We start from the raw sequence: 25,410 nt of genomic DNA, 5'->3' as shown, positions 1-25,410 counted from the left end.
TGGCATGATGGAGCCCTGCCGGCCATGCCGGGGAAACACGAAGGAGCAGCACCGATGGCAGACCGCCAGGATGGGTTCGACGAGCAGCCGGACGCCTCGGCAGGCATTCCCGCGACTCCTCCGGCGAAGAAGACACCGGCCAAGAAGACACCGGCCAAGAAGACACCGGCCAAGAAAGCGCCGGCCAAGAAGGCCGTGAAGAAGGCGCCCGCCAAGGCCGCGAAGAAGGCACCCGCCAAGAAGGCGCCGGCCACGCAGACCCCGGCCACGCAGACCCCGGCCAAGAAGGTCGCCGCCCCACCGTCCGCCGAGGTGTCGGCGGCCGCCCGGGAGGCGGCGGCCCAGGCCAAGGAGACGGTGGCGTCGGCGACCAATCCGGTGACCGGCCCGGCACCGGCAGCTGCCCCGGTCGGTGCGTCGCGGCTACCGCTGGCCGCCGCCGTCGCGGTCGGCGTCCTCGTCCTGCTCGCGGTGCTGGTCTCACGCCGCCGCTAGCATCGGCGGCGTGAGTATCGAACCGCGTGCCACCGCTGACCTCGTCGACGACATCGGACCCGACGTCCGCAGCTGCGATGTGCAGTTCCGGCAGTTCGGTGGACGGGCCGAGTTCGCGGGCCGGATCACCACGGTGCGCTGCTTCCAGGACAACGCGCTGCTCAAGTCGGTGCTCTCCGAACCGGGCGACGGCGGGGTGCTGGTCGTCGACGGTGACGGTTCGCTGCACACCGCGCTGGTGGGCGACGTCATCGCCGCGCTGGGCCGCGACAACGGCTGGGCGGGATTGATCCTGCACGGCGCCGTGCGCGACGCGGCCACCCTGCGCACGATCGACATCGGCATCAAGGCGCTGGGCACCAATCCGCGCAAGAGCACCAAAGCCGGTGCGGGCGAACGCGATGTACCGCTGGAATTCGGCGGGGTGGTGTTCACCCCGGGGGAGATCGCCTACAGCGACGACGACGGCGTCATCGTCGTCGCGTAGGCGTCCCGCTCCGATCGACCGCGAGGGTGGGTACTAGGCGGGCACCGACGCACGGTGCTTGGTGAACTCCAGGGTGCCGTCGTCGAGCTTGCCGTTGCGGATCACCCGTAGGTCGACCAGGTAGTTCTGCTTGAGCCGCCACGGCGCCTTGGAGCCCGACTTCGGCAGCTTGTCGAGTGCGCGCTGGATGTAGCCCGACGTCAGGTCGACGAACGGCAGCCGCTCGACGTCGGCGCCCGGGTCGCGCGGCACCACGGTGTCGAATCCCTTGTCGTCCATGTGCTTCAGCAACCGGCTGACGTACTCCGAGGTGAGGTCGGCCTTGAGCGTCCACGAGGCGTTGGTGTAGCCGAAGGTGAACGCCGCATTGGGCAGACCGGAGAGCATCATGCCCTTGTAGGCGACCGACTTCGCCAGGTCCAGCTCGACGCCGTTGCGCAGCACTCGCGCTCCGCCGAAGAATTGCACGTTCAAACCCGTTGCGGTGACGATGATATCGGCCTTGATGTGCTCGCCGGACTTCAGCGCGATGCCGTCGGCGGTGAAGCGCTCGATGCTGTCGGTGACCACGTCGGCCTTGCCCTTGCGGATCGCCTTGAAGATGTCACCGTTGGGGGCCAAACACACCCGCTGATCCCACGGCTTGTAGTTCGGCGCGAAGTGCCTGTCGTAGTCGAAGCCCTCCGGCAGGCGCCGTTCGGCCATGGTGCGCAACGCCTTTCGGAAGACGTTGGGCAGCGTGCGGGCCAGCTGGTACTGCGCGGTGGCCTGCAGGATCGCCTTCCAACGCACCGCCGTGTAGGCCGTCTTCTCCGGCAGCAGCCGGTAGGCACGCGCGGCGAACGGGTCCTTGTCCGGCAGGGAGCCGATGTAGGTGGGCGTGCGCTGCAGCATGGTGACGTGGCCGGCGCCGCTGTCGATCAGCGCCGGGATGAGCGTGATCGCCGTTGCGCCGCTGCCGATCACCACGACGTTCTTGCCCTGGTAGTCCAGGTCTTCGGGCCAGTGCTGCGGGTGGACGATGGTACCGCCGAACTCCTCGGCGCCGGGGAACTCCGGCGAGAAGCCCTCGTCGTAGTTGTAGTAGCCGCTGCATGCCCACAGGAAGCCGACATGCAACTCGACGGTCTCCCCGTCCCGCTCGATGGTCAGTTCCCAGTGGTTGTTCTCATCCGACCAGTTGGCGGCGACGACCTTCTGCCCGTAACGGATGTGCTTGTCGATGCCGTTCTCGACGGCGGCCTCGTTCAGGTAGTTCCAGATCGACGGGCCGTCGGCGATCATCTGATCGGTCGCCCACGGCTTGAAGTGGAATCCGAGGGTGTACATGTCCGAGTCGGACCGGATGCCCGGGTATTTGAAGAGATCCCAGGTGCCGCCGAGCTTCTCCCGGCGTTCGAGGATCAGGTAGTTCTTGTTCGGGCACTGCTGCTGCAGATGCCAGGCGGCACTGATGCCGGAGATTCCGGCCCCGACAATGGCGACGTCGACAAATTCGGTCATGTTGTCAAGCTATCAACATCACGTCGAGTTGGTCAACAGTGTGTTGAGAAACTCGACACCGTGTAAAGTCGCGGGGGTGACGACCGCCAGTCAGGCGCGCGCTTCGCGTGGCCGCCGCTCTGCCCGCCCCTCGGGCGACGACCGCGAGCAGGCCATCCTGGCGACCGCCGAACACCTGCTCGACCAGCGCGGCTTCGCCGACATCTCGGTCGATGACCTCGCCAGGGGCGCGGGCATCTCCCGGCCCACCTTCTACTTCTACTTCCCCTCCAAAGAGGCGGTGCTGCTCACGCTCTGGGAGCGGGTGATCCGGGAGGCCGATGCCGCCCTGGAAGCGCTGCCCGCCGACACCACCGACCGGCGCGACGTCTGGCGTCCCGGTATCAAGGTCTTCTTCGACACCTTCGGCGCCCACCGCGGGGTCACCGTCGCCGCGTCGGGGTCCGACAACGCCGACGTGCGCAAGGTGTTCTCGGCCTTCATGCAGAAGTGGATCGACTTCACCGCGGCGACCATCGAGGCCGAACGCAAGCGCCATGCCGCCCCGGTCACGGTGCCCGCGATCGACATCGCCACCGCGCTGAATCTGATGAACGAGCGGACGCTGCTGGCCGCGTTCGCCGCGGAAACGCCGGCGATCCCCACCGACCGGGTGCTCGATTCGCTGGTGCACGTGTGGACGTGCGCCGTCTACGGCCGTTGCGATTGACCTGTCGGAACCTCGTGCGAACATATGTTCGTGTCCGGCGACTTGGCGAGCATCCTGCACGCTGATCTCGATTCCTTCTACGCCTCGGTGGAGCAGCGTGACGATCCGTCGCTGCGCGGACGACCGGTGATCGTCGGCGGCGGGGTGGTACTCGCGGCCAGCTACGAGGCCAAGGCGTTCGGGGTGCGCACCGCGATGGGCGGGCACCAGGCCCGGCGGCTGTGTCCGCAGGCCGTCGTCGTGCCGCCGCGGATGGCGGCCTACTCCCAAGCCAGCGCCGACGTGTTCGAGGTCTTCCACGACACCACGCCCGTCGTCGAACCGCTGTCGGTCGACGAGGCGTTTCTCGACGTGTCCGGGCTCGGCCGGGTCTCGGGAACGCCGGTGCAGATCGCCGCGCGGTTGCGTGCCGAGGTGCGCGAACGGGTGGGCCTGCCGATCACCGTGGGCATCGCCCGGACGAAGTTCCTGGCCAAGGTGGCCAGCCAGGAGGGCAAACCCGACGGGCTGCTGCTGGTTCCGCCGGACCGGGAACTGGCTTTCCTGCATCCCCTACCGGTCCGCCGGCTCTGGGGCGTCGGCGCCAAGACCGCCGAGAAGCTGCACGTCTACGGCATCGACACCGTCGCCGATGTCGCCGCACTCGACCAGCCGACGCTGTCGTCCATGGTGGGTGGTGCGATGGGGCATCAGCTGTACGCGCTGTCGCACAACATCGACCGCCGCCGGGTGGTGACCGGGGTGCGGCGTCGGTCGGTCGGGGCGCAGCGAGCGCTCGGCCGGCGGGGCAACACCATGTCGCCCGCGGAGATCGACGCCGTGGTGGTCAACCTCGTCGACCGCATCACCGCCCGCATGCGCGCCGCCGACCGCACCGGACGCACCGTGGTGCTACGGCTGCGCTTCGACGACTTCGGCCGGGTCACCCGCTCCCACACGCTGACCAAGGCGACGTCGTCGACCGAGGCGGTGCTGGCCGCCGCCCGTGGCCTGGTCGCCGCCGCCGCCCCGCTCATCGCCGAGCGCGGGCTGACGCTCATCGGCTTCGCCGTGTCCAACATCGACCGCGACGGCGCCCAGCAACTCGAGCTGCCCTACGACCGTCCCGCCGTCGACACCGCCCCCGGCGCGCTGGACTCGGTGGTGGACCGCGTCCGCACGCGCTACGGCCGGACCGCCCTGACCCGGGGGGTGCTCCTCGGACGCGACCCGGGCCTGGAGATGCCGCACCTGCCGGACTGAGTCAGGCCGCGACGTCGCGGCTCCACACCCGATGCTCACCGAGGCTCTCGATGAGCGTGGTGGCCAGCGCCTCCGGCTCCTCGGCGCTCAGCACCCCTTCGGCGCTGGCGTCGACGCCGGCGCGGGCCAGCAGATCGGCGCCCTGCGGCAGCACTCCGATGCCTTTGAAGTGCCGGAAGACCTCTTCGAGGAGGATCTTGGCCTGCACAGTGGCCGGTGATCCGGCGAGCACGACGGCGTCGAACTCGATCGACCGCGCCGTCGTGTACGTCCGCGAGATCGGCACGCTGCCGCCCTCGTGGGTCAGGGTTCCGCCGTGCGGCGCGATCACCAGCGGCACCAGTTTCGCTGCGCCCACCGCGTCCACCACGGCCGCCACCTCGGCGACATCGGAATCCGGACCGACCAGGATGCCGATGATGCGGCCGTCGGTGGGCCAGCGCTGGCCGACCTGTGAGACCGTCGGGCTCAGCTGGGCCGGCTCGACCGCAGCCGTGGTCGGGGTCGGCGGTTCCAGTCCGAGACCCGCGGCGACCGTGGCGCACAGGTCGGCGTCGATGTTGGCCAGCGCCACGAGCTGGCGTTCCTTGATCGCCTGCTCATAGCACTTGCCCAGTTCGAACGTGTAGGCCTCGGCCACGTGGGCCTGTTCCACCGGGCTCAGGCTGCGGTAGAACATCGCCACCTGGCTGAAGTGGTCGTCGTAGGACGCCGGCGCATCCCGCACCTTGGTCGACGCTTCGACCACCGCCGGCGCCTCGATGAACGCCGCGGTGTCGGCGCCGGCCATGAACGGGCACCCGCCGTCGAGCGAATTCGGTTGGTACGGAGCCACTCCCGGATGCACGGCGTGCTGATGGAAGCCGTCGCGCAGCATGTCGTTGACCGGGGCGTGCGGCCGGTTGATCGGGATCTGGCCGAAGTTCGGGCCACCGAGACGACTCAGTTGGGTGTCCAGATAGGAGAACAGCCGAGCCTGCAGCAGCGGATCGTCGGTGACGTCGATTCCCGGCACCAGGTGGCCCGGGTGGAACGCGACCTGCTCGGTCTCGGCGAAGTAGTTGGTGGGGTTGCGGTTGAGCTGCATCGTGCCGATCAGCTGCACCGGGACCAGCTCCTCGGGGACGATCTTCGTCGGGTCGAGCAGGTCGATGCCCTCGAACATCTGGTCCGGCGCATCGGGCATCACCTGCACACCGAGATCCCATTCGGGATAGGCACCCTTCTCGATCGCATCGGCGAGGTCGCGTCGATGCAGGTCGGGGTCGACGCCGGCGGCGATCTGCGCCTCCTCCCACACCAGCGAGTGCACACCCAGCCGCGGCTTCCAGTGGAATTTCACCAATGACGTCGAGCCGTCCGGCCCGGTCAACCGGAAGGTGTGCACACCGAAGCCCTCCATCATCCGGTAGGAGCGCGGGATGCCGCGGTCGGACATGTTCCACATGGTGTGCGCCTGCGCCTCGGTGTGCAGCGACACGAAATCCCAGAACGTGTCGTGGGCACTCTGCGCCTGCGGGATCTCCCGGTCGGGATGCGGTTTCGCGGCGTGGACGACGTCGGGGAACTTGATGCCGTCCTGGATGAAGAACACCGGGATGTTGTTGCCGACCAGATCGAATGTGCCCTCGTCGGTGTAGAACTTCGTGGCGAAACCGCGGGTGTCACGCACCGTATCGGCTGATCCGCGTGACCCCAGCACCGTCGAAAAGCGCACGAAGACATCGGTTTCCGCGCCGGACTTCAAGAACCCGGCCTGACAGATCTGTTCGGCGGCACCGTTGGCGCGGAACACACCGTGGGCCGCGGCGCCGCGGGCGTGCACCGCACGCTCCGGGATGCGCTCGTGGTCGAAGTGGGTGATCTTCTCCCGCAGGTGGTGGTCCTGCAGCAGTGTCGGGCCGCGCTGACCGGCCTTGAGCGAGTGATCGGTGTCGTGCAGCCGCGCACCTTGGGCGGTGGTGAGGTACTCCCCCTGCTGCCCGCGTGCGGTCTGCCCGCCGCCGACGGATATGCCGGTGGCGGTGCGCAGATCCGGTCCGCCCTGGTCGGGTTTGGGTGGCAGCGGTTCGCGCGCGGTGGTGGGCTCGTCGAACGGTGCCGGCTCCGGACCGGGTGCTCCCGGGATGTACTTCGGGCTGTGCTGCTGCAGCCGCTCGGCGGCTTCCTTCACCTTGTCCGTGGCGTCTTTCACGACGCCCTTGATGGTCTCTTTGGCTCCGCGGTCCTGCGCCATCTGCTCCCCTTCGTCGCGACGCGGGGGTCCATCGGACGGCGCCCCGCGAGTCGACCCGCCGCTTACCCGCGCGATCGGGGGCTAAACGCCGTGGCCTCGATCCGCGCTGACGGTCATGCCGTGCTCACCTGCAGCCCAGGCCGTCTCGAACGTCGCGAGTGCAATCTGCTCGTCGCAGCCGTCTTCGGTGCCGCTGTCGTTGAGGTGGACGATGCCGCGATCGGTGTCGACGCCGGTGACCACGACGGCATGGTCGCCCGAGGAGCGGTCACCGTCCTGATTCCAGATGGTCTCGGCGTTGAGGAACACGATCGCCCGGTCTCCGGCGTCGAGGTGGTGTTCGAGGGCGGGCAACCCGGTGGCCATACCCCCGGTGGAGCTGACGTCGTCGTCGGTATAGGTCGAGGTGATGCCGTAGTGGGCGAGCAGCACGGTGGTGTCCTCGGCCCGCACGTCGTTCCATGTCGCGGGGTCGTCGACGTCGGCGGGAGCGGTGTACACCGCGCCGGACTGGAACTGGCTGGCAGTGCTGCTCGCCAGGGCCACGATCTCATCCTCGGACGGCGTGTGTCCGGTCAGCTGGCCGACCACATCGGCGACCGCCATGAGCATGCAGTCGTCGAGGTTCTGCTGGGACCAGTAGGGGCGCGCCCCGCCGGGATCGCCGTGCAGTGCGGCGTTGGCGGTGCCGGTGGCCAGGCCGAGTCCGGTGGCGAGCAGTGCGGCGCAGGCCGCGGTGCGGATGACGATGTTCATGCACCGAGCTTCGGACCCGGTGCTCTGAGGATTCTCCAGGTTGTCTTGGCGATCAGGACCCGGTCCACGCCAGCAGCTGCTCGGCCGGCCAGGTGTTGACGATGCGTTCGGTCGGCACGCCGGCGTCGAGGGCGCGCTGGGCGCCGTAGCCGAGGAAGTCGAGTTGGCCGGGGGCGTGGGAGTCGGTGTCGATGGTGAACACGCAACCGATCTCGAGGGCCAGGTGCAGCAACCGGGTCGGCGGGTCGCGACGCTCGGGTCGGGAGTTGATCTCGACGGCGGTGCCGTGGTCGCGGCAGGCGGTGAACACCTTCTCGGCGTCGAACTTCGACTCCGGACGCAGGCCGCGCCCGCCGGTGACCAACCGGCCGGTGCAGTGCCCGAGGACGTCGGTGTGCGGGTTGGCGACGGCCTTGAGCATGCGGCGCGTCATCGCCGGCGCGTCCATGGCCAGTTTCGAATGCACGCTCGCCACCACCACATCGAGCCGCTCGAGGAGTTCGTCGGTCTGGTCCAGTGAACCGTCTTCGAGGATGTCGACCTCGATGCCGGTGAGGATCCGCATGGGCGCGACGGTGTCGCGGAGCTCGTCGATGACGTCGAGTTGCCGGCGTAACCGGTCCGGGCTGAGCCCGTTGGCGATGGTCAGCCGCGGCGAATGGTCGGTCAGCGCGCAGTACTCGTGGCCCAGGTCGCGCGCGGCCAGCATCATCTCCTCGATGGGCGCCGACCCGTCCGACCAGTTCGAGTGGACGTGCAGATCACCCCTGAGGGCGGCACGGATCTCGCCACCGCCGAGATCGACGGCGTTCTCCCTTAATTCGACCAGGACGTCGGGTTCGCGACCCGCCCAGGCCTGGGCGATCACCTTGGCGGTCTTGGGCCCGATCCGGGGCAGCGACTGCCAGGTGTTGGCGGTGCCGTGACGTTCGCGTTCGGCGTCGGTCAGCGCTTCGACGACATCGGCGGCGTTGCGGTAGGCCATCACCCGCCGGGAGTCCTCGCGGGCACGGTCCTTGTAGAAGGCGATCTGGCGAAGCGCGGCGACCGGGTCCATGTGTTCAGTGTGCCCGCCGGACACGCCCGGGAGGTCACCCGCGGCTGGACGGCCATTCCGCCGGGTTCCGGCCACTGCGGGCGACGACGCGCTGCAGCATCGGCGCGTCGTCGGGCACCGCCACCGCCGGGCCGAACAGCCCCTCGGTGCCCGCCGCGTCGAATTGTGCGATGTGGTCGAGGCAGGCCTGGGCGGTGTCCGCGTCGAGGTCGTAGCTCTGCCCGGTCGCCACGGCGACGTCCCAGCCGTGCAGTACGACCTCGGTGAGCGCCACCGCACCGGCCGTCTCCCCCGGCATGTCGATGCCACCCGCCCGGGTCATGCCGGTCCACGCGCCGGGTTGCTGCCAGGCCGCGGCCAGCCTGCTCAGCCGGGCCGGGTACGCCTCGCGCCAGTCCGCGTCGAGCGGCCGGGGTTCGGGTGGCGAGTCGGTCCACTCGCCGAGCTCCTTGCCGGCTGCGGCGGTGAACGCGAGGCTCAGCATGCCGACGTGGGCGAGGAGATCGCGCAGTGGCATGTCGGTGCACGGAGTGGCGGCGTCGAGCAGCTCGTCGGGGACCGACACGAGCGTGTGGGCGGTGCGTCGGCACGCCGGGGTGAGATCGATCATGGGGTGTGGACCCGGGCGGGCGGCGCAATTCATCGCGCGCTCTCCCAGGAAACGGGACTAGCCTCGGCGGACGTGCGATTCGCCTTCAAGACCTCACCGCAGAACACCACCTGGGCCGAGATGCTGCCGATCTGGCAGGCCGCCGACGACATCGACGTCTTCGAGTCCGGCTGGACGTTCGACCACTTCTATCCGATCTTCTCCGATTCGTCCGGCCCCTGTCTGGAGGGCTGGATCACGTTGACCGCGCTCGCCCAGGCGACCCAGCGGCTGCGGGTCGGCGTCCTGGTCACCGGCATCCACTACCGCCACCCGGCGGTGCTGGCCAACATGGCCTCCGCGCTCGACATCGTCTCGGGCGGGCGGCTCGAACTCGGTATCGGTGCCGGCTGGAACGAGGAGGAGTCGAACGCCTACGGCATCGAGCTCGGCAGCATCAGGGAGCGCTTCGACCGGTTCGAAGAGGCCTGCGAGGTGCTCACCAGCCTGCTGACCAACGAGACGACGACTTTCGACGGCGAGTACTACCAGCTCAAGGACGCGCGTAACGAACCCAAAGGTCCGCAGCAGCCGCATCCGCCCATCTGCATCGGCGGCAGCGGCGAGAAGCGGACGCTGCGGATCACTGCCAAGTACGCCCAGCACTGGAACTTCGTCGGCGGCACCCCGGAGGAGTTCGCCCGCAAGCGCGACGTCCTGGCGTCGCACTGCGCGGATATCGGCCGCGATCCCGCGGAGATCATGCTGTCGGCCCACGTGCGCCTGGGCGATGACCGCGACTACCGGAAGGTGGTCGACGAGGCCGCCGCCCTCGGCGCCGAGGGACTGGATCTGGCGATCGTCTATCTCCCGCCGCCATACGACCCGGCGGTACTCGAGCCGCTGGCCGAGACGATCAGGGACGCCGGCCTGGAGATCACGACTCGATAACGATCAAGCAAAGTGCGGCTGCCGCCCGTCGCCGGGGGCGGCGACGGGCCGGTCCGGCTTAGCTAGACGCCGTAGCGCAGTAGCTCGTCGGCGGTGATCAGCCGCTCCTGCTTGGCGGGGAACTCACGGCTCTTGACGGGGTGGCGGAACAATGACCAGGCGATTCGACCCACCTTGGAGCGGGTTATCGGCGTGGTGTACACGGTGATCACTCCTGCGCGAACTCAATAGCTGACCGTCGGCTTACCCTAACGCAATACCCTCAGCAAGTCATTAGAGACGGTGCCGGCGGCAAAGCCCGAGAGGCGCGCCGAGCAGTGGTGCCGCTGTTTCTGGTGTTGCAGTTGTTACCCATGTTACTCAACCGTGACAGCACGACGCCGGGCGCGACGGTGTCACACCCGGCGTCGTGTTCGGTCAGCGCTGCGGTGCGGTGGTGGGCTTGATCGGTGCGGGAAGTGCCGACTTGCCCATCAGGTAGCGGTCGACCCCCGCGGCGGCGGCCCGTCCCTCGGCGATCGCCCACACGATCAGCGACTGTCCGCGGCCCATGTCCCCGGCGACGAACACCCCCGGCACCGACGTCGCGAAATCGGCGTCACGTGCGACGTTGCCGCGTTCGTTGAGTTCCACCTTGAGCTCGGAGAGCAGACCTTCCCGCTCCGGCCCGACGAAGCCCATGGCGAGCAGCACCAGATCGGCTTCGAGTTCGAAGTCCGAACCTTCGACCCGCTCGAACTTGCCGGCCCTCATCTCGACCTCGTGCACCTTCAGCGATCTGACGTGCCCGTCTTCCCCGCAGAACTCCTCGGTGTTGACCGAGAACACCCGCTCGCCACCTTCCTCATGCGCCGAGGAGACCCGGAACATCAGGGGGTAGGTGGGCCAGGGCGTCGTCCCGGCGCGTTCCTCCGGTGGACGCGGCATGATCTCGAACTGGTGCACGCTGGCCGCACCCTGGCGGTGCGAGGTACCCAGGCAGTCCGCCCCGGTGTCGCCGCCGCCGATGATGACGACCTTCTTGCCCTTGGCGGTGATCGGCGGCTCGCCGTCAGACCCCAGGACCGGATCGCCCATCTGCACCCGGTTGGCCCACGGCAGGAACTCCATGGCCTGGTAGATGCCCTCGAGCTCACGACCCGGGATCGGCAGGTCACGCCAGGCGGTCGCACCACCGGCGAGCACCACCGCGTCGAACTGGGAACGCAGCTCGGCCACGGTGATGTCCACCCCGACGTTCACGCCGGTGCGGAACTGCGTGCCTTCGGCTTCCATCTGCTCCAGACGGCGGTCGATGTGCCGCTTCTCCATCTTGAACTCGGGGATCCCGTAGCGCAGCAGTCCGCCGATACGGTCGGCACGCTCGAACACGGTCACGGTATGGCCGGCCCGGGTGAGCTGCTGGGCGGCGGCCAGCCCGGCCGGACCCGAACCCACGACGGCCACCTTCTTGCCCGTCAGCCGGTCGGGTGGCAGCGGTACGACCCAGCCCTCGTCGAACGCGTTGTCGATGATCTCGACCTCGACCTGTTTGATGGTCACCGCGTCCTGGTTGATCCCGAGCACGCACGACGCCTCACACGGCGCCGGGCACAACCGACCGGTGAACTCCGGGAAGTTGTTCGTGGCGTGCAGCCGCTCGATCGCATCGCGCCAGCGGTCCCGGTAGACCAGATCGTTCCACTCCGGGATGAGATTGCCGAGCGGACAGCCGTTGTGGCAGAACGGAATACCGCAATCCATGCAGCGAGCGGCCTGATGCTGCAAGGCCTCGTGGGAGAAATCTTCGTAGACCTCTTTCCAGTCGCGCAGACGCAGCGGGACCGGACGGCGCTGCGGGGTCTCGCGGTGGGTGTACTTGAGGAAACCGCGCGGATCAGCCACTTGCGGCCGCCATGATCGCCTCGGCAACGTCGGCGCCGTCTCGCTCGGCGTCGGCGATGGCCTCCAGCACCCGCCGGTAGTCGCGCGGCATGACCTTGGTAAAGCTGTTCAATTCACCATCCCAGTTGCTCAGGATCCGTTGGCCCACCGCGGAATCCGTGGCGTCGACGTGCGCCTGGACCACGTCCCGCAGGAACGAGACGTCCTCCTCGTCCAGGCTTTCGAGCTCGACCATCTCGGCGTTGAGATTCTCGGCGAGCGCGCTCTGCGGGTCGTACACATAGGCGATGCCGCCCGACATACCGGCGGCGAAGTTACGACCGGTCTGTCCGAGGATGACCACCCGGCCGCCGGTCATGTACTCGCACCCGTGGTCCCCGACACCTTCGACGACCGCGACCGCACCGGAGTTACGCACGGCGAACCGCTCCCCGACCTGTCCCCGCAGGAACATCTCGCCCTTGGTGGCGCCGAACAGGATCACGTTGCCGGCGATGATGTTGCCTTCGGCGACATAGTCGGCGGGTGCACCCTCGGGCGGGCGGACCACGACGCGTCCCCCGGACAGGCCCTTGCCGACGTAGTCGTTGGCATCGCCGTACACCCGCAGGGTGATGCCGCGGGGTAGGAACGCACCGAAGCTGTTGCCCGCCGAGCCGTCGAACGTGATGTCGATGGTTCCATCCGGAAGCCCTTGGCCGCCATACGCTTTGGTCACTTCATGACCGAGCATGGTGCCGACGGTGCGGTTGACGTTGGCGATCGTGGTGGCGAACTTCACCGGCGTCCCGGAGTCCAGCGCCTCCCGGCACATGACGATCAGCTGCTGGTCGAGCGCCTTGTCCAGCCCGTGGTCCTGTCGCGAACTGCAGTACAGGTCCTGGTTCATGAACGCCGACTCGGGCTCGTGCAGCACCGGCGCCAGGTCCAGCTTGTAGGCCTTCCAGTGCTCGGCGGCCTTGGCGGTGTCGAGTGAGCCGACCTGGCCGACCATCTCGTTGACGGTGCGGAAGCCCAACTCCGCCATCATCTCCCGGACTTCCTCGGCGATGAACATGAAGAAGTTCTCGACGAATTCGGGTTTGCCGTTGAACCGCTGCCGCAGCACCGGATTCTGGGTGGCCACGCCCACCGGACAGGTGTCGAGGTGGCAGACGCGCATCATGATGCAGCCCGACACCACCAGCGGCGCGGTGGCGAAGCCGAACTCCTCGGCGCCGAGCAGCGCGGCGATCACCACGTCTCGACCCGTCTTGAGCTGACCGTCCACCTGCACGACGATCCGATCGCGGAGTCCGTTGAGCAGCAGTGTCTGCTGGGTTTCGGCCAGGCCGAGCTCCCAGGGCGCACCCGCGTGCTTCATCGACGTCAGCGGCGTCGCGCCGGTGCCGCCGTCGTGACCGGAGATCAGCACCACGTCGGCATGCGCCTTGGACACGCCCGCGGCCACCGTCCCGACACCGTTCTCCGAGACCAGCTTGACGTGCACCCGGGCCTGCGGATTGGCGTTCTTGAGATCGTGGATCAGCTGGGCCAGATCCTCGATCGAGTAGATGTCGTGGTGCGGCGGCGGGGAGATCAGGCCGACGCCGGGCGTCGAGTGCCGGACTTCGGCCACCCACGGGTACACCTTGTGGCCCGGAAGCTGCCCGCCCTCACCGGGTTTCGCGCCCTGGGCCATCTTGATCTGAATGTCGGTGCAGTTGCTCAGATAGTGGCTGGTGACGCCGAAGCGGCCCGAGGCGACCTGCTTGATGGCACTGCGCCGCCAGTCGCCGTTCTCGTCGCGGTCGAAGCGGGCGACATCCTCGCCGCCTTCACCGGAGTTCGACCGTCCGCCGAGGCGGTTCATCGCGATCGCCAGCGTCTCGTGCGCCTCGGCCGAGATCGAGCCGTAGCTCATGGCGCCGGTGGAGAAGCGCTTGACGATCTCGCTGGCCGGTTCCACCTCGTCGATCGGAATCGGCTGACGGACACCGTCTTTGAACTTGAGTAGCCCGCGCAGTGACGCCATCCGCTCGCTCTGGTCGTCGACCAGGCGGGTGTACTCCTTGAACACCGAGTACTGACCGGTACGCGTCGAGTGCTGGAGTTTGAACACCGTGTCGGGGTTGAACAGGTGGTATTCACCCTCACGGCGCCACTGGTATTCGCCGCCGACCTCGAGTTCTCGGTGCGCCCGCTCGTCGGGCCGATCCAGGTAGGCCAGCTGGTGCCGGGTGGCGACATCGGCGGCGATGTCCTCGAGATCGATACCGCCGACGGCGCAGTGCAGTCCGGTGAAGTATTCGTCGAGGACCCGCTGGTCGATGCCGATGGCCTGGAACAGCTGGGCGCCGGTGTAGGAGGCCAGCGTGGAGATGCCCATCTTGGACATCACCTTGAGCACACCCTTGCCGGCGGCCTTGACGTAGTTGGCCTTGGCCTTGTCACTGCTGATACCGGTGATGACACCTCGGTCCACCATGTCTTCGATGGACTCGAACGCCATGTAGGGGTTGATCGCCGCCGCGCCGAATCCGACCAGGCAGGCCATGTGGTGGACCTCGCGGGCGTCACCGGCTTCGACCACCAGGCCGACCTTGGTGCGGGTGCGCTCACGGACCAGGTGATGGTGCACCGCGGCCACCGACAGCAGCGACGGGATCGGCGCCATCTGCTCGTTGGACTCGCGGTCGGACAGCACGATGATGCGGGCGCCGTCGCGGATGGCCGAGGACACCTTGGCCCGGACGTTGTCGAGCGCCTCCTTGAGCCCCTGACCGCCGCGGTTCACCGGGTACAGGCAGCGGATCACCGCGGCCCGCATGCCGTGCTTGTGACCGCGGATCTCGTGGTCGGGGTCGACGCACATCAGCTTGGACAGCTCGGCGTTGCGCAGGATCGGGTTCGACAGCACGATCTGTCGGCACGATTCGGCATCGGGGTTGAGCAGGTCACCCTCGGGTCCGACGGTGCCCTGCAAGCTGGTCACCACCTCTTCGCGGATGGCGTCCAGCGGCGGGTTGGTCACCTGCGCGAAGAGCTGCTGGAAGTAGTCGAAGAGCATCCGCGGGCGCTGCGAGAGCACGGCCACCGGGGTGTCGGTGCCCATCGAACCGATCGGCTCGGCGCCGGTGCGCGCCATCGGCGCCACCAGCATGTTGAGTTCCTCGTAGGTGTAGCCGAAGGCCTGTTGACGCAGCACGACGCGGTGATGCGGCATCCGGACATAGTCACCGGGCGGCAGGTCGCCGAGCTGGAACAGACCGCTGTCCAGCCATTCCTGGTACGGCTGCTCGGCGGCCAGCTCGGCCTTGATCTCCTCGTCGGAGACGATCCGCCCCTGGGCCGTGTCGACCAGGAACATGCGGCCGGGCTGCAGCCGCATCTTCTTGACCACGGTGGACGGCTCGAGATCGAGCACACCGGCTTCGGAGGCCATCACGACCAGACCGTCCTCGGTCACCCAGATCCGCGACGGGCGCAGCCCGTTGCGGTCCAGCACGGCGCCGATGACGGTGCCGTCGGTGAAGCACACCGACGCCGGTCCGTCCCACGGTTCCATCAGCGAGGCGTGGTACTCGTAGAAGGCTCGGCGACGCGGATCCATGTCCTCGTTGCGTTCCCACGCCTCGGGGATCATCATCAGCACCGCGTGCGGCAGGCTGCGGCCACCGAGGTGCAGCAGCTCGAGCACCTCGTCGAAACGTGCGGTGTCCGACGCGCCCGGCGTGCAGACCGGGACGATCTTGTCCATGTCGTTCCGGCCGCCGAAGACGTCGGTGCGGATCAGCGCTTCGCGCGCGCGCATCCAGTTCTCGTTGCCGGTGACGGTGTTGATCTCGCCGTTGTGGGCCACCCGGCGGAACGGGTGCGCGAGCGGCCAGGACGGGAAGGTGTTGGTGGAGAAGCGCGAGTGCACGATTCCCAGCGCACTCGTCAGCCGCTCGTCCTGCAGATCGAGGTAGAACGCGCGCAGCTGCGGCGTGGTCAGCATGCCCTTGTAGACGAACGTCTGGCCGGACAGGCTGGGGAAGTACACCGTCTCCCGGCCCGGGCCGTCCTGACCGGGACCTTTGGTCCCCAGTTCGTGTTCGGCGCGCTTGCGTACGACATAGGCGCGGCGCTCCAGATCCATCCCGGATGCGCCGGCGAGGAAGATCTGGCGGAATGTCGGCATGGCGTCGCGGGCCAGCGCGCCCAGCGACGAGTCGTCGGTTGGCACCTCGCGCCAGCCGAGGGTGGTCAGCCCCTCGGCCTCGGCGATCTTCTCGACCGACTCGCAGGCCGCGGCGGCGTCCTTCGACGACTGCGGCAGGAAGGCGATGCCGGTGGCATAGTCCCCCGCTTGGGGCAGCTCGAAGTCGACCACAGCGCGCAGGAACTCATCGGGGACCTGCAGAAGGATGCCTGCGCCGTCCCCGGTGTTCGGTTCGGCGCCCTGGGCACCGCGGTGTTCGAGGTTCAACAGGGCCGTGATGGCCTTGTCGACGATGTCGCGGCTGCGACGGCCATGCATATCCGCCACCATCGCCACACCGCACGAGTCGTGCTCGTATGCGGGGTTGTACAGCCCACTCGGCGCTGCTCCCACTGGCATCCCACCTGACCCTTACTCTCGGACCTCCGGCAAAGCTCCCTGTGGCAGCCGTCTGCGACGGCCATCGCCGAAGGCGGAGGCGGTCCTCTGTGCAGCATTGAACAGCGGCCTTTTTCCCATTCGCCACAGGTGGACAAAACGATAGGTCAAACACCGGCTGACATGCCAACTTAGTGCGACCTAACTATACTCGCCCGCCAATTTGCCGGTTCGGTGCTCACCTGCTCGGCGCCCATCCGGAACACTCTGTCGGTCAACGACTTTCACGACGTCGCGCGGGCCGCGAGCGCCGGCCTGCACCACAAGTCTCAGTTGCCCCATCGGCCAATCTGTTTGCTGAAAGCGTAGTTCACCCCGGTTTTGCTGCCACTGCCCGGCCAATCACGTTTGCGCAAAGCCTAGCCAGATTCTTAAGAAAGACCGGCTGTCGGCTGAGACGGCTGCCACACCCGCGACCAGCAACGCGACCAGCGACGCGGTGCGGCAGACTCAGACGAATGTCGCACCCGCTCAACACGCCGATCGGCCGGTTCGGCATCGTCACGTTCGAGACCACGGTCGCGGTGCCCGGTGGGCAGGAGGTCACCGCGACGGTGCCCGGACACGGTCTGCGCAATCCTTTGACCGGGCAGCCCACCGCCGCGCCGCTGGCGATGCTCCTTGATCACGTGGGCGGGCTGGCCAATCATCTGCGCCGGGGAGTCGGCGAATGGACCGTCTCCACGGAGCTGTCGATGGAACTCGACCCGGCGGCCGCCGATCTGATCGCTGCCACCGACACCCCGGTGACCGGCCGTGCCCGGCCGGTGGGCGCCAAGGGCCGCACCGCGATGGTGCTGTGCGAGTTCAGCATCGGCGACACCGTGATCGGCACCGGCAGTGTTCGCTCGTTCTACATCACCGCCGCTGAGCTCACCGATCCGCCGGCCCACCCGGCCCACCTCGTGCCCAAGACCGGGCTGGCCCAGATGATGGCGGTCGAACCGGACCCGGCCGAGCCGGCGGTGCTGCGCCAGCGCGCCGACCCGGTGCTCAACAACTCGCTGGGCGTGGTGCACGGCGGGGTGGCTGCGACGGGGCTCGAACTGGTCGCCTCCGCGGCGCTGAACACCGGCCGCTCCGACGCGCCGTTGCGCACCGGATCGCTGCGGGTGAACTTCCTCCGCCGTCTCGTGGCGGGCGGCGAGTCCCGCTACACCGCTACGGCGTCGCGCGTCGGTCGCAGCACCGGCGTGGCCGAGGCGCAGGCCTTCGGTGCCGACGGCCGGCTGGCTCTGAGCGCCCGCTGCACCGGATACCGGTGACGCCGGGCATGAAACGGGCCCGCGTCCGATGGACGCGGGCCCGATCCGTAAGGGGTCGTGCGGAGGGCTACTTCGAGCCGTCGCGGACGCTGGCGGCGGCGCCCTTCTCGGTGGATTCGCCGCCGTGCTGCAGCTGACCGCCCGAATTCTCCAGGTGCGCACGGACGAACCACTGGAACTTCTCCAGCTCGGCGGCGTGACCGATCAGCATGTCGTTGGTGATCGGGTCGGGCTCCTCGGTCTCCGCGATGTTCTTGCGGGTGTCCTCGATGACGCCGTCGTAAACCAGGTCCAGCGCCGCGAGATGCGCCTGCACGGTGTCGCGCTCCAGCGAGTAGTCGTCCCACGACCGATCGCTGATGATGGCGCCGGGCGTGCCCTTGGGCGAGCCGCCGAGGGTCGCGATGCGTTCGGCCACCTCGTCGGCGTAACCGCGCACCAACTCGACCTGCGGGTCGATCATCTCGTGGACACCGATGAAATTCGGCCCCACCACATTCCAATGGATGTGCTTGAGCGTCAGGTGCAGGTCGTTGTAGCGGCTCAGCTGCTTCTGCAGCAGCTCGGCAACCTGGGCGCCTTCTTTGTCCGTCATGCCCGGAACGGTGTACGTCATCTGTGCTCCTTTGCCGTGATCAAGTCTTGATCAACATCTACCCTCACCCCGCGACACGTAATCAACCGCTTGGCCCATGTCACAACTCCGCAAGCCGCGGAATCGCCTGGCGCGCCCCGAACCGGGGGTTGTGCGCCAATCCGCTGACCAGCAGCAGGCGTACGGCGCGATGGCGGTGGGGCCGCAGCGGCCCGAGGAGTACGACCATGGCGTCGTCGTCGATGGGGTGGCCCAGCAGGCTCCACCCGACCGTCTTGGCGAGGTGGTAGTCGCCCACCGACAGCGCATCCGCGTCGCCCCAGGCGCGCTGGGCGGTCTCGGCGGCGGTCCAGACGCCGACACCGGGCAGCGAGGTCAGCGCCGTCCGGGCCTCGGCCGGGGGCCGGGCCGACAGCCGCTCGAGCGAGTCCGCGCGCTGCGCGCACAGCACCAGCGTGCGGGCCCGGCCGGGATCGACGTTGGCGCGGTGGAATTCCCAGGAGGGAATGCGCCGCCACACCGGTGCGGTCGGCGGCACCCGCATGTGCGCCGGCGCCGGGCCCGGCGCCGGGGCGCCGAACTTGGTCACCAGCACCCGCCAGGAGCGGAACGCGTCCATCCCGGACACCCGCTGCTCGATGACCGCCGGGATCAGTGCCTCCAGCACCCGGCCGGTGCGTCCGAGCCGCAGATGCGGCACCCGCCGGTGCGCGGCGGCCAGGGTCGGTTCCTGCGGTGCGAAGCCCGTGGCGTCGTCGTCGGCGCCCAGCAGGGCCGGAGCGCCCGCGAGGAACTCGACCGCACCCGGCCCCCAGGCCTCGACGTCCACGCTGCTGGCGTCCGCCCGGGTGATCCGGGCGGTGACCGGACCACTGGGCGGCAGGCTGGTCCGCCAGATCGACCCGTCGGCGGCCACGTGCAGGCATGGGTCGCCCCGGCCGCGGCGCAGCGGGGACAGGGTCAATGCCGGGCTCACCGGCCCCGGAAAGACCACCCGCGTCCGTTCCGACCTGCGGTTAGGTGATGACATATTCATGACAAAGGGCCGCGATTGGTTTCCTCGACTGGGGGTATGGACACCTTGGACTTTAGTTTGGGCTAGGGGTCAGAACGGGTGTCGAAAGGTTTTTCGTTGAGCGGTGTCGACGATCGGCTGGTCGCCGCGCTGCGCCCGGCCGCCCCGCTGTCCGGTCAACCCGATCCGCGCGCGTCCTTCGACCTCTGGCGGGCCGAGCTGCGTCGGTCCGCCATCGACGCCGTGCAGGATTTCGTCGCCGACCGCTGTGCGTGCGATCTCGGCTTGACCGGTGTCGACATCGCCTCGGACGTGCTCGTCGACTTCGTCGGTGAGGGCAAGTGCCTGCGCTCGACGTTCACCTACCTGGGTTGGTTGGCCGGTGCCGATCCCGACGATGCCGCGGTGCGCGCTGCGGCGAGCTTCGAGCTGCTGCACATCTTCGCGCTCCTGCAGGACGACGTCATGGACGACTCCCCGCTGCGGCGGGGCCGGCCGTCGGCGCATGTGCGATTCGCCGACTGGCACCGGGCCCGCGGCCTGGGTGGCTCCGCGGACCGGTTCGGCGCCTCGGCCGCGGTCCTGCTCGGCGACCTCTGCCTGGTGTGGGCGGGTCAGATGCTGCGCGAAAGCGGACTGCCCGCGACCGCCCTGGAGCGGGCGTGGCCGCGCTATGACGCCATGCGCACCGAATTGGCCGTCGGACAGTTCGCCGATCTGGTCAACGACGCCGGCGGACGGCCGACACTGGAGGACGTGCTCGACGTCGCCCGCCGCAAGTCGGGGAACTACACCGTCCGCCGCCCCCTGGAGATCGGCGCGGCACTGGCCGGATGCCCCGAGGGCACCATCGGTCTGCTCGGCCGGTACGGCGCGGCGGTCGGCGAGGCGTTCCAGCTGCGCGACGACCTCCTGGGGATCTTCGGTGCGCCGGCGGTCACCGGCAAGCCCGCCGGCGGCGACCTGAGCGAGCACAAGGCCACCAGTGTCGTGGTGGCCGCGCACCGACTGGCCGATCCGGCGGTGCGCAACCAGCTCACCGAGTTGATGGCGCAGCGCCATCTCGACGACAGTGACATCGTCCACTGGCAGAACCTCATCGCCGCGACGGGCGCGGTCGACTGGATCGAGCAACTCATCGACCGGAAGCTGGCTCATGCGCTGGAGCGCATCGGCACCGGCCGGCTCGACGACACCGTCCGCGCCGGGCTGATCAGCATGGCGGCGATCTGTACACAGCGGGCGGCATGAATCGACGAACAGGAGATATGAGCTGATGCGCACCGTCGGGGGACGGACAGAACGCGTCGTGGTGGTGGGCGCGGGGCTGTCGGGGCTGTCGGCGGCCCTCCAGCTCGCGGGGCGGGGACGCACGGTGACCGTGGTGGAACGCGAGACCTTCCCCGGCGGACGGATGGGCCGGCTGGACATCCGGGGCTACCGGCTCGACACCGGACCCACGGTGCTCACCATGCCCGACATCATCTCCGACGCTTTCGCCGCCGTCGGCGAGTCGATGACCGACCGGCTCGAACTGCATCGCGTCGATCCGGCCTACCGCGCCTCGTTCGCCGACGGCTCGGGGCTGTCGGTGCACACCGACGCGACGGCGATGGCCGCCGAGATCGAACGGTTCGCCGGGGCCACGGCGGCCGACGGCTATCTGCAGATGCGCACCTGGCTCACCCGGCTGTATCAGGCCGAGTTCAACGGCTTCATCGCGTCGAATTTCGACTCTCCGCTGTCGCTGGCCACCCCGCAGCTGGCCCGGTTGGCCGCCCTCGGCGGGTTCCGCCGCTGGGACCGGGTGATCCGCCGGTTCATCAGCGACGACCGATTGCGCCGCATCTTCACCTTCCAGGCCCTCTACGCGGGCGTGCCGCCGCACAAGGCGCTGGCGGCGTACGCCGTGATCGCCTACATGGACACCGTCGCCGGGGTGTATTTCCCGCGGGGCGGAATGCGTGCCGTACCGGAGGCGATGGCGGCGGCGGCGTCCGACGCCGGTGTCGAATTCCGTTACGGCGCTTCGGTGTCGGCCCTGGAACGCCATGCCGATGGTCGGGTGGCGGCGGTGCTCACCGACACCGGTGAGCGATTCGCGGCCGACGCGGTGGTGCTGACCACCGAGTTGCCGACCACCTACCGGTTGCTCGGGCGCACCCCACGACGGTTGCTGCCGGTGCGGCCGGCCCCGTCGGCGGTCGTCGCTCACGTCGGCTGCCCGGCCACCACCGGGCCGGATGCTCCCGGACACCACACGATCCTGTTCGGCGACGCGTGGGAGTCGACGTTCACCGACATCATCTCCGATGGCCGGGTGATGAGCGATCCGTCACTGCTGGTGACCCGCCCGACCGCGGGTGACCCGACGCTGGCCCCGGCCGGCCGCGACCTGCTCTACGTGCTGGCCCCGGCGCCGAATCTCGCGGTGGGGCAGGTGAACTGGTCGGCGACCCGGGACGGTTACGTCGAGCAGATGCTCTCGCACGTGCATACGAGGATGCCCGCGCTCGGCGACTTCGAACTGTTGCACGTCGTCGATCCCGACGACTGGGCGCGGCAGGGCATGGTGGCCGGCACACCGTTCGCCCTCGCGCACACCTTCGCCCAGACCGGACCGTTCCGACCGGCCAACACCGTCCGCGGGGCGGAGAACGTGGTACTGGCCGGGTCGTCCACCGTCCCCGGCGTCGGGGTTCCCACCGCACTGGTCTCGGGCCGGCTGGCCGCCGACCGGATCACCGGAACCGGTGCCGGACGCGGCACATCGACGTCGACCGTACCCACGCGAACGAGGAGCGGGTTGCCATGATCGGATCAGAACTCGACGCCGCAGGCGTGCGGGATCCCGCGCTGCGCGATGCCTACCGCTACTGCCGGTTCCTCAACGCCCAGCACGGCCGGACGTTCTTCCTGGCCACCCGGTTGCTCGCCCCGGAGCAGCGCCCGGCCGTCCACGCCCTGTACGGCTTCGCCCGCCGCGCCGACGACATCCTCGACGATCTGGAGTCCACGGCGACCTCCACCGAGCGCGCCGACCGGTTGCACCTGCTGGCCACCCAGCTGTTCGATCGGCTGGTGCAGGGCAATGCCAATGGCGACGATCCGTCGCTGACGGCGGTGGTGCACACGGCCCGCCGCTACGGCATCGCCTGGGAACTGTTCGACGACTTCCTGGCCTCGATGCGGATGGACCTCACGGTCACCGACTATCCCGATCGCGCCGCGATCGACCGGTATATGTATGGCTCCGCCGAGGTGATCGGCCTGCAACTGCTGCCGGTGCTCGGCACTGTGGTGCCGCGGGAGGAGGCCGCACCGTACGCCGCCGCCCTGGGCAAGGCGTTCCAGCTCACCAACTTCCTGCGTGACGTCGACGAGGACCTCGATCGCGGCCGGGTGTACCTGCCCGCCGATGAACTCGCTGCCCACGGCGTCGACCGCGACCTGCTGATGTGGTGCCACACCAACAAGCGGACCGACACCCGGGTCCGCCGGGCGCTGGCCGAGCAGCATGCGATCACCCGCCGGATCTACGACTACGCCACCCACGGCGTCACGCTGTTGCATCCGCGCTCGCGCGCCTGCGTGTCGGCCGCGCAGGTGCTCTACTGCGACATCCTCAAGCGCATCGAGGACATCGATTTCGACATCTTCAACCAGCGGGCGACCGTGGGCAACGGCCGGCGGTTGCAGGTCGCCGCGGGCGGGCTGCTGCGCGCCTGGCGCGCGCGGCTCGTGCATTCCGCGAAGGTCCAGGGATGAGCCGCTACCCGAACGATCCCCTGCCCCACGCCGCGGTGCCCGCCGCCTTCGACGCCGGGGCCGCCGCCTACGACCGGCTGGTCGGCGCGAATCCCGGCTACCACGACCATCTCCGGCTTTCCGCCGAGCGGATGAACGTGCCCGACGGCGGACGCGGGCTGCGGCTGCTCGACGCGGGATGCGGGACGGGTCTGTCCACCGCCGCGCTGCTGGCCGCCGCACCGCAGGCCGAGATCGTCGCCGTGGACGCCTCGGCCGGCATGCTCGCCGAGGCGAGGGCCAAGCGGTGGCCGGACTCGGTGAGCTTCGTGCACAGCAAGATCGAGGACATCGCCGATGCGGGGGTGACCGGTCCGTTCGACGGGATCTTCGCGGCCTACCTGCTGCGCAACCTCGACGATCCCGACGCCCAGCTGCGGACGTTCGCCGAGCTGCTGCGCCCGGGTGCCCCGCTGGCCGTGCACGAGTATTCGGTGCGTGACTCCCGCGCCGCCACGGCGGTGTGGAATGCCGTCTGCTGGGCGATCATCATCCCGGCCGGTCGGCTGCGTACCGGCGACGCCTCGCTCTACACCTATCTGCGCCGCAGCGTCAACCGCTTCGACGGTGCGACCGCATTCCGGGAGCGGCTGCGCCGCAACGGTTTCACCGATATCGCCAGTGATACCGTTCCGGGCTGGCAGCGCAACGTGGTGCACACGTTCACCGCCCTGGCCCCCCGGCGATGAGAGATCCGCGTCGCGTCCGGCACCCGGGCCCGCCGGGCCGTCCGGACGCCGCCGGCCTGCCGGCCCGTCCGCGGGTGGTCGTCGTCGGCGGTGGTATCGCCGGGCTCTGCGCGGCGACCGGGCTGGCCGAGCGTGGCGTCGAGGTCGACGTGGTGGAGCGGGAGCGGTATCTGGGCGGGCGGGTCGGCGGCTGGACCGAGGACGTCGACGGTGTCGGCCCGGCGGCGATGAACCGTGGCTTCCACGCCTTCTTCCGCCAGTATTACAATCTGCGGAATCTGTTGCGCCGCATCGATGGTGAACTGTCCATGCTGACGCCGGTGGACGACTACCCGCTGATCGACGGACGGGGCCGCCGCGACACGTTCCGCGGGTTGCCCCAGACGCCGCCGTTCAACGCGATGGCCTTCGCGCTGCGCAGCCCCACCTTCCGGTTGCGTGACCTGGCCCGGATCAACGCCCGCGCCGCCGCACCGCTGGCCGCGGTGTCGGTACCCGATATCTACGAACGCCTCGACGGTACCGACGCCGCGACGTTCCTGCGCGACATCAACTTCCCCGAGGCGGCCCGGCACCTGGCCTTCGAGGTGTTCTCCCGTAGCTTCTTCGCGCTGCCGCACGAGCTGTCCGCGGCCGAGTTGGCCACCATGTTCCACATCTATTTCCTCGGCTCCAGCGAAGGTCTCGTCTTCGACGTGGCCGCGGACAACTTCGATGCAGCGCTGTGGAATCCGCTGCGCGCCTACCTGGAGGCCGGTGGGGTGCGGTTCCACACCGGCCGGCGGGCCGCGGCCGTCGAGAACGGTTTCACCGTGCACTGTGAAACCGGTCCCCCGCTGAGCGCCGACGGCGTGGTCCTGGCCACCGACGTCGCCGGGCTGCGCGATATCGTCTCGGCCTCAGCGCATCTGGGTGACGAGCCATGGCGGGCCTCGGTGGCCGGCCTGGGCACCGCGCCGCCGTTCCTGGTGTACCGGCTCTGGCTGGACCGCCCGGTCGCGGCCGACCGTCCGGCGTTTCTCGGCACCGGCGGGCTGGCGCCGCTGGACAATGTCAGCGTGCTGGAACGCTACGAGGCCCAGGCGGCGCGGTGGGCGCACCGCACCGGTGGTTCGGTGGTCGAACTGCATTCCTATGCCGTCACCGACACCTCCGAGGAACTGCCGCGGCGACTGCTGGCCCGGCTGCGCGAGATCTTCCCGGAAACGGCGGACGCGCGGATCGTCGGTGAACGCCGGCTCATGCGCGCGGACTGCCCGCGGTTCGCGCCGGGGGATTTCGCGGGCCGTCCGACGGTGGCCACTCCGGTCGCGGGCCTGGCGCTCGCCGGTGACGGAATCCGCATCGATCTGCCGGTCGCCCTGATGGAGCGTGCGGCGACGACCGGATTCGCCGCCGCCAACCGGTTGCTCGCGCACTTCGGTGTCGCGGGGCATCCGCTGACCACCGTCCCGACCACCGGCCGATCCGCCGCACTGCGGCGGCTGGCTCAGCGAGGAGGTTGACCGC

Annotated in this window: 21 protein-coding genes; 11 read left to right on the top strand and 10 right to left on the bottom strand. The window is 69.0% G+C overall.

Annotated elements, in window-relative coordinates; translation table 11 throughout:
- The first annotated feature begins 54 nt into the window (after positions 1-54).
- Together ACN27E_RS19295 and rraA are read left to right on the top strand one after the other, a co-directional pair.
- Entirely contained in the window at positions 55-495 is a 441-nt protein-coding gene (locus tag ACN27E_RS19295) for a hypothetical protein (protein ID WP_422743869.1), read from the top strand.
- A gap of 10 nt (positions 496-505) precedes the next feature.
- Entirely contained in the window at positions 506-982 is a 477-nt protein-coding gene (gene rraA, locus ACN27E_RS19290; RefSeq protein ID WP_422743868.1) for a ribonuclease E activity regulator RraA, read from the top strand.
- Between the two features lie 33 nt (positions 983-1,015).
- Here rraA and ACN27E_RS19285 read toward each other — a convergent pair whose 3' ends face one another.
- Positions 1,016-2,485 (bottom strand): flavin-containing monooxygenase, encoded by a 1,470-nt coding sequence (locus tag ACN27E_RS19285; RefSeq protein WP_422743867.1) that lies wholly within the window; start codon positions 2,483-2,485, stop codon positions 1,016-1,018.
- Positions 2,486-2,561: 76 nt separating this feature from the next.
- Between ACN27E_RS19285 and ACN27E_RS19280 the strand changes: the two genes are divergently transcribed.
- On the top strand, positions 2,562-3,194 hold the full coding sequence (locus tag ACN27E_RS19280; RefSeq protein WP_422743865.1) for a TetR/AcrR family transcriptional regulator: 633 nt from the start codon (positions 2,562-2,564) through the stop codon (positions 3,192-3,194).
- Between the two features lie 24 nt (positions 3,195-3,218).
- The gene (gene dinB, locus ACN27E_RS19275; RefSeq protein WP_422743863.1) at positions 3,219-4,436 is read left to right on the top strand and encodes a DNA polymerase IV; all 1,218 of its coding nucleotides are present in this window, start codon (positions 3,219-3,221) and stop codon (positions 4,434-4,436) included.
- 1 nt (position 4,437) lies between these two features.
- Here dinB and ACN27E_RS19270 read toward each other — a convergent pair whose 3' ends face one another.
- The 4 genes from ACN27E_RS19270 to ACN27E_RS19255 form a co-directional block, all read right to left on the bottom strand.
- Positions 4,438-6,672 (bottom strand): catalase, encoded by a 2,235-nt coding sequence (locus ACN27E_RS19270; protein WP_422743860.1) that lies wholly within the window; start codon positions 6,670-6,672, stop codon positions 4,438-4,440.
- A gap of 81 nt (positions 6,673-6,753) precedes the next feature.
- Complete coding sequence (locus ACN27E_RS19265) at positions 6,754-7,428, bottom strand: hypothetical protein (protein WP_422743858.1); 675 nt, start codon at positions 7,426-7,428, stop codon at positions 6,754-6,756.
- A 52-nt stretch (positions 7,429-7,480) separates the two neighbouring features.
- Entirely contained in the window at positions 7,481-8,485 is a 1,005-nt protein-coding gene (locus tag ACN27E_RS19260) for a PHP domain-containing protein (RefSeq protein WP_422743857.1), read from the bottom strand.
- 34 nt (positions 8,486-8,519) lie between these two features.
- On the bottom strand, positions 8,520-9,095 hold the full coding sequence (locus ACN27E_RS19255) for a TIGR03086 family metal-binding protein (RefSeq protein ID WP_422743855.1): 576 nt from the start codon (positions 9,093-9,095) through the stop codon (positions 8,520-8,522).
- A 72-nt stretch (positions 9,096-9,167) separates the two neighbouring features.
- Here ACN27E_RS19255 and ACN27E_RS19250 point away from each other — a divergent pair, with 72 nt between their 5' ends.
- Positions 9,168-10,025 (top strand): LLM class F420-dependent oxidoreductase, encoded by an 858-nt coding sequence (locus ACN27E_RS19250; protein WP_422743854.1) that lies wholly within the window; start codon positions 9,168-9,170, stop codon positions 10,023-10,025.
- Positions 10,026-10,087: 62 nt separating this feature from the next.
- Here ACN27E_RS19250 and ACN27E_RS19245 read toward each other — a convergent pair whose 3' ends face one another.
- The 3 genes from ACN27E_RS19245 to gltB all read right to left on the bottom strand — a co-directional run bounded on the left by ACN27E_RS19245 (position 10,088) and on the right by gltB (position 16,491).
- Positions 10,088-10,228, bottom strand: coding sequence for a hypothetical protein (locus ACN27E_RS19245; protein WP_422743852.1), 141 nt, complete (start codon positions 10,226-10,228; stop codon positions 10,088-10,090).
- A 214-nt stretch (positions 10,229-10,442) separates the two neighbouring features.
- Positions 10,443-11,909: a glutamate synthase subunit beta gene (locus tag ACN27E_RS19240; RefSeq protein WP_422743851.1), complete on the bottom strand. Its 1,467-nt coding sequence runs from the start codon at positions 11,907-11,909 to the stop codon at positions 10,443-10,445.
- Entirely contained in the window at positions 11,902-16,491 is a 4,590-nt protein-coding gene (gene gltB, locus ACN27E_RS19235; RefSeq protein ID WP_422743849.1) for a glutamate synthase large subunit, read from the bottom strand. The genes ACN27E_RS19240 and gltB overlap by 8 nt, the downstream gene beginning before the upstream one ends.
- A 497-nt stretch (positions 16,492-16,988) precedes the next feature.
- Here gltB and ACN27E_RS19230 point away from each other — a divergent pair, with 497 nt between their 5' ends.
- Complete coding sequence (locus ACN27E_RS19230; RefSeq protein WP_422743847.1) at positions 16,989-17,795, top strand: PaaI family thioesterase; 807 nt, start codon at positions 16,989-16,991, stop codon at positions 17,793-17,795.
- A 67-nt stretch (positions 17,796-17,862) separates the two neighbouring features.
- Here the strand turns inward: ACN27E_RS19230 and dps are convergent, their stop codons facing one another.
- Together dps and ACN27E_RS19220 are read right to left on the bottom strand one after the other, a co-directional pair.
- Complete coding sequence (dps, locus tag ACN27E_RS19225) at positions 17,863-18,411, bottom strand: DNA starvation/stationary phase protection protein Dps (protein WP_422743846.1); 549 nt, start codon at positions 18,409-18,411, stop codon at positions 17,863-17,865.
- A 79-nt stretch (positions 18,412-18,490) separates the two neighbouring features.
- Positions 18,491-19,420: a DNA-3-methyladenine glycosylase family protein gene (locus ACN27E_RS19220; RefSeq protein WP_422743844.1), complete on the bottom strand. Its 930-nt coding sequence runs from the start codon at positions 19,418-19,420 to the stop codon at positions 18,491-18,493.
- A gap of 102 nt (positions 19,421-19,522) precedes the next feature.
- On the opposite strand from ACN27E_RS19220, the gene ACN27E_RS19215 reads away from it, so the two are divergent.
- Genes ACN27E_RS19215 through ACN27E_RS19195 form a run of 5 tightly spaced genes read left to right on the top strand, consistent with a single transcriptional unit; the run spans position 19,523 to position 25,406 of the window.
- Positions 19,523-20,656, top strand: coding sequence for a polyprenyl synthetase family protein (locus tag ACN27E_RS19215; protein WP_422743843.1), 1,134 nt, complete (start codon positions 19,523-19,525; stop codon positions 20,654-20,656).
- Positions 20,657-20,681: 25 nt separating this feature from the next.
- Positions 20,682-22,220, top strand: a complete 1,539-nt coding sequence (crtI, locus tag ACN27E_RS19210) for a phytoene desaturase family protein (protein ID WP_422743842.1) — start codon at positions 20,682-20,684, stop codon at positions 22,218-22,220.
- A complete protein-coding gene (locus tag ACN27E_RS19205; protein ID WP_422743840.1) occupies positions 22,217-23,173 on the top strand; it encodes a phytoene/squalene synthase family protein in 957 nt (318 codons plus the stop codon). The genes crtI and ACN27E_RS19205 overlap by 4 nt, the downstream gene beginning before the upstream one ends.
- Positions 23,170-23,901: a class I SAM-dependent methyltransferase gene (locus ACN27E_RS19200; protein ID WP_422743837.1), complete on the top strand. Its 732-nt coding sequence runs from the start codon at positions 23,170-23,172 to the stop codon at positions 23,899-23,901. The genes ACN27E_RS19205 and ACN27E_RS19200 overlap by 4 nt, the downstream gene beginning before the upstream one ends.
- Positions 23,898-25,406, top strand: a complete 1,509-nt coding sequence (locus ACN27E_RS19195; RefSeq protein ID WP_422743835.1) for an FAD-dependent oxidoreductase — start codon at positions 23,898-23,900, stop codon at positions 25,404-25,406. Before ACN27E_RS19200 ends, ACN27E_RS19195 begins: the two co-directional genes overlap by 4 nt.
- Positions 25,407-25,410: the final 4 nt, after the last annotated feature.

Source organism: Mycobacterium sp. WMMD1722, assembly GCF_049315205.1.
Lineage (GTDB): Bacteria > Actinomycetota > Actinomycetes > Mycobacteriales > Mycobacteriaceae > Mycobacterium.
This window is presented reverse-complemented; position numbering and strand designations above follow the sequence as displayed.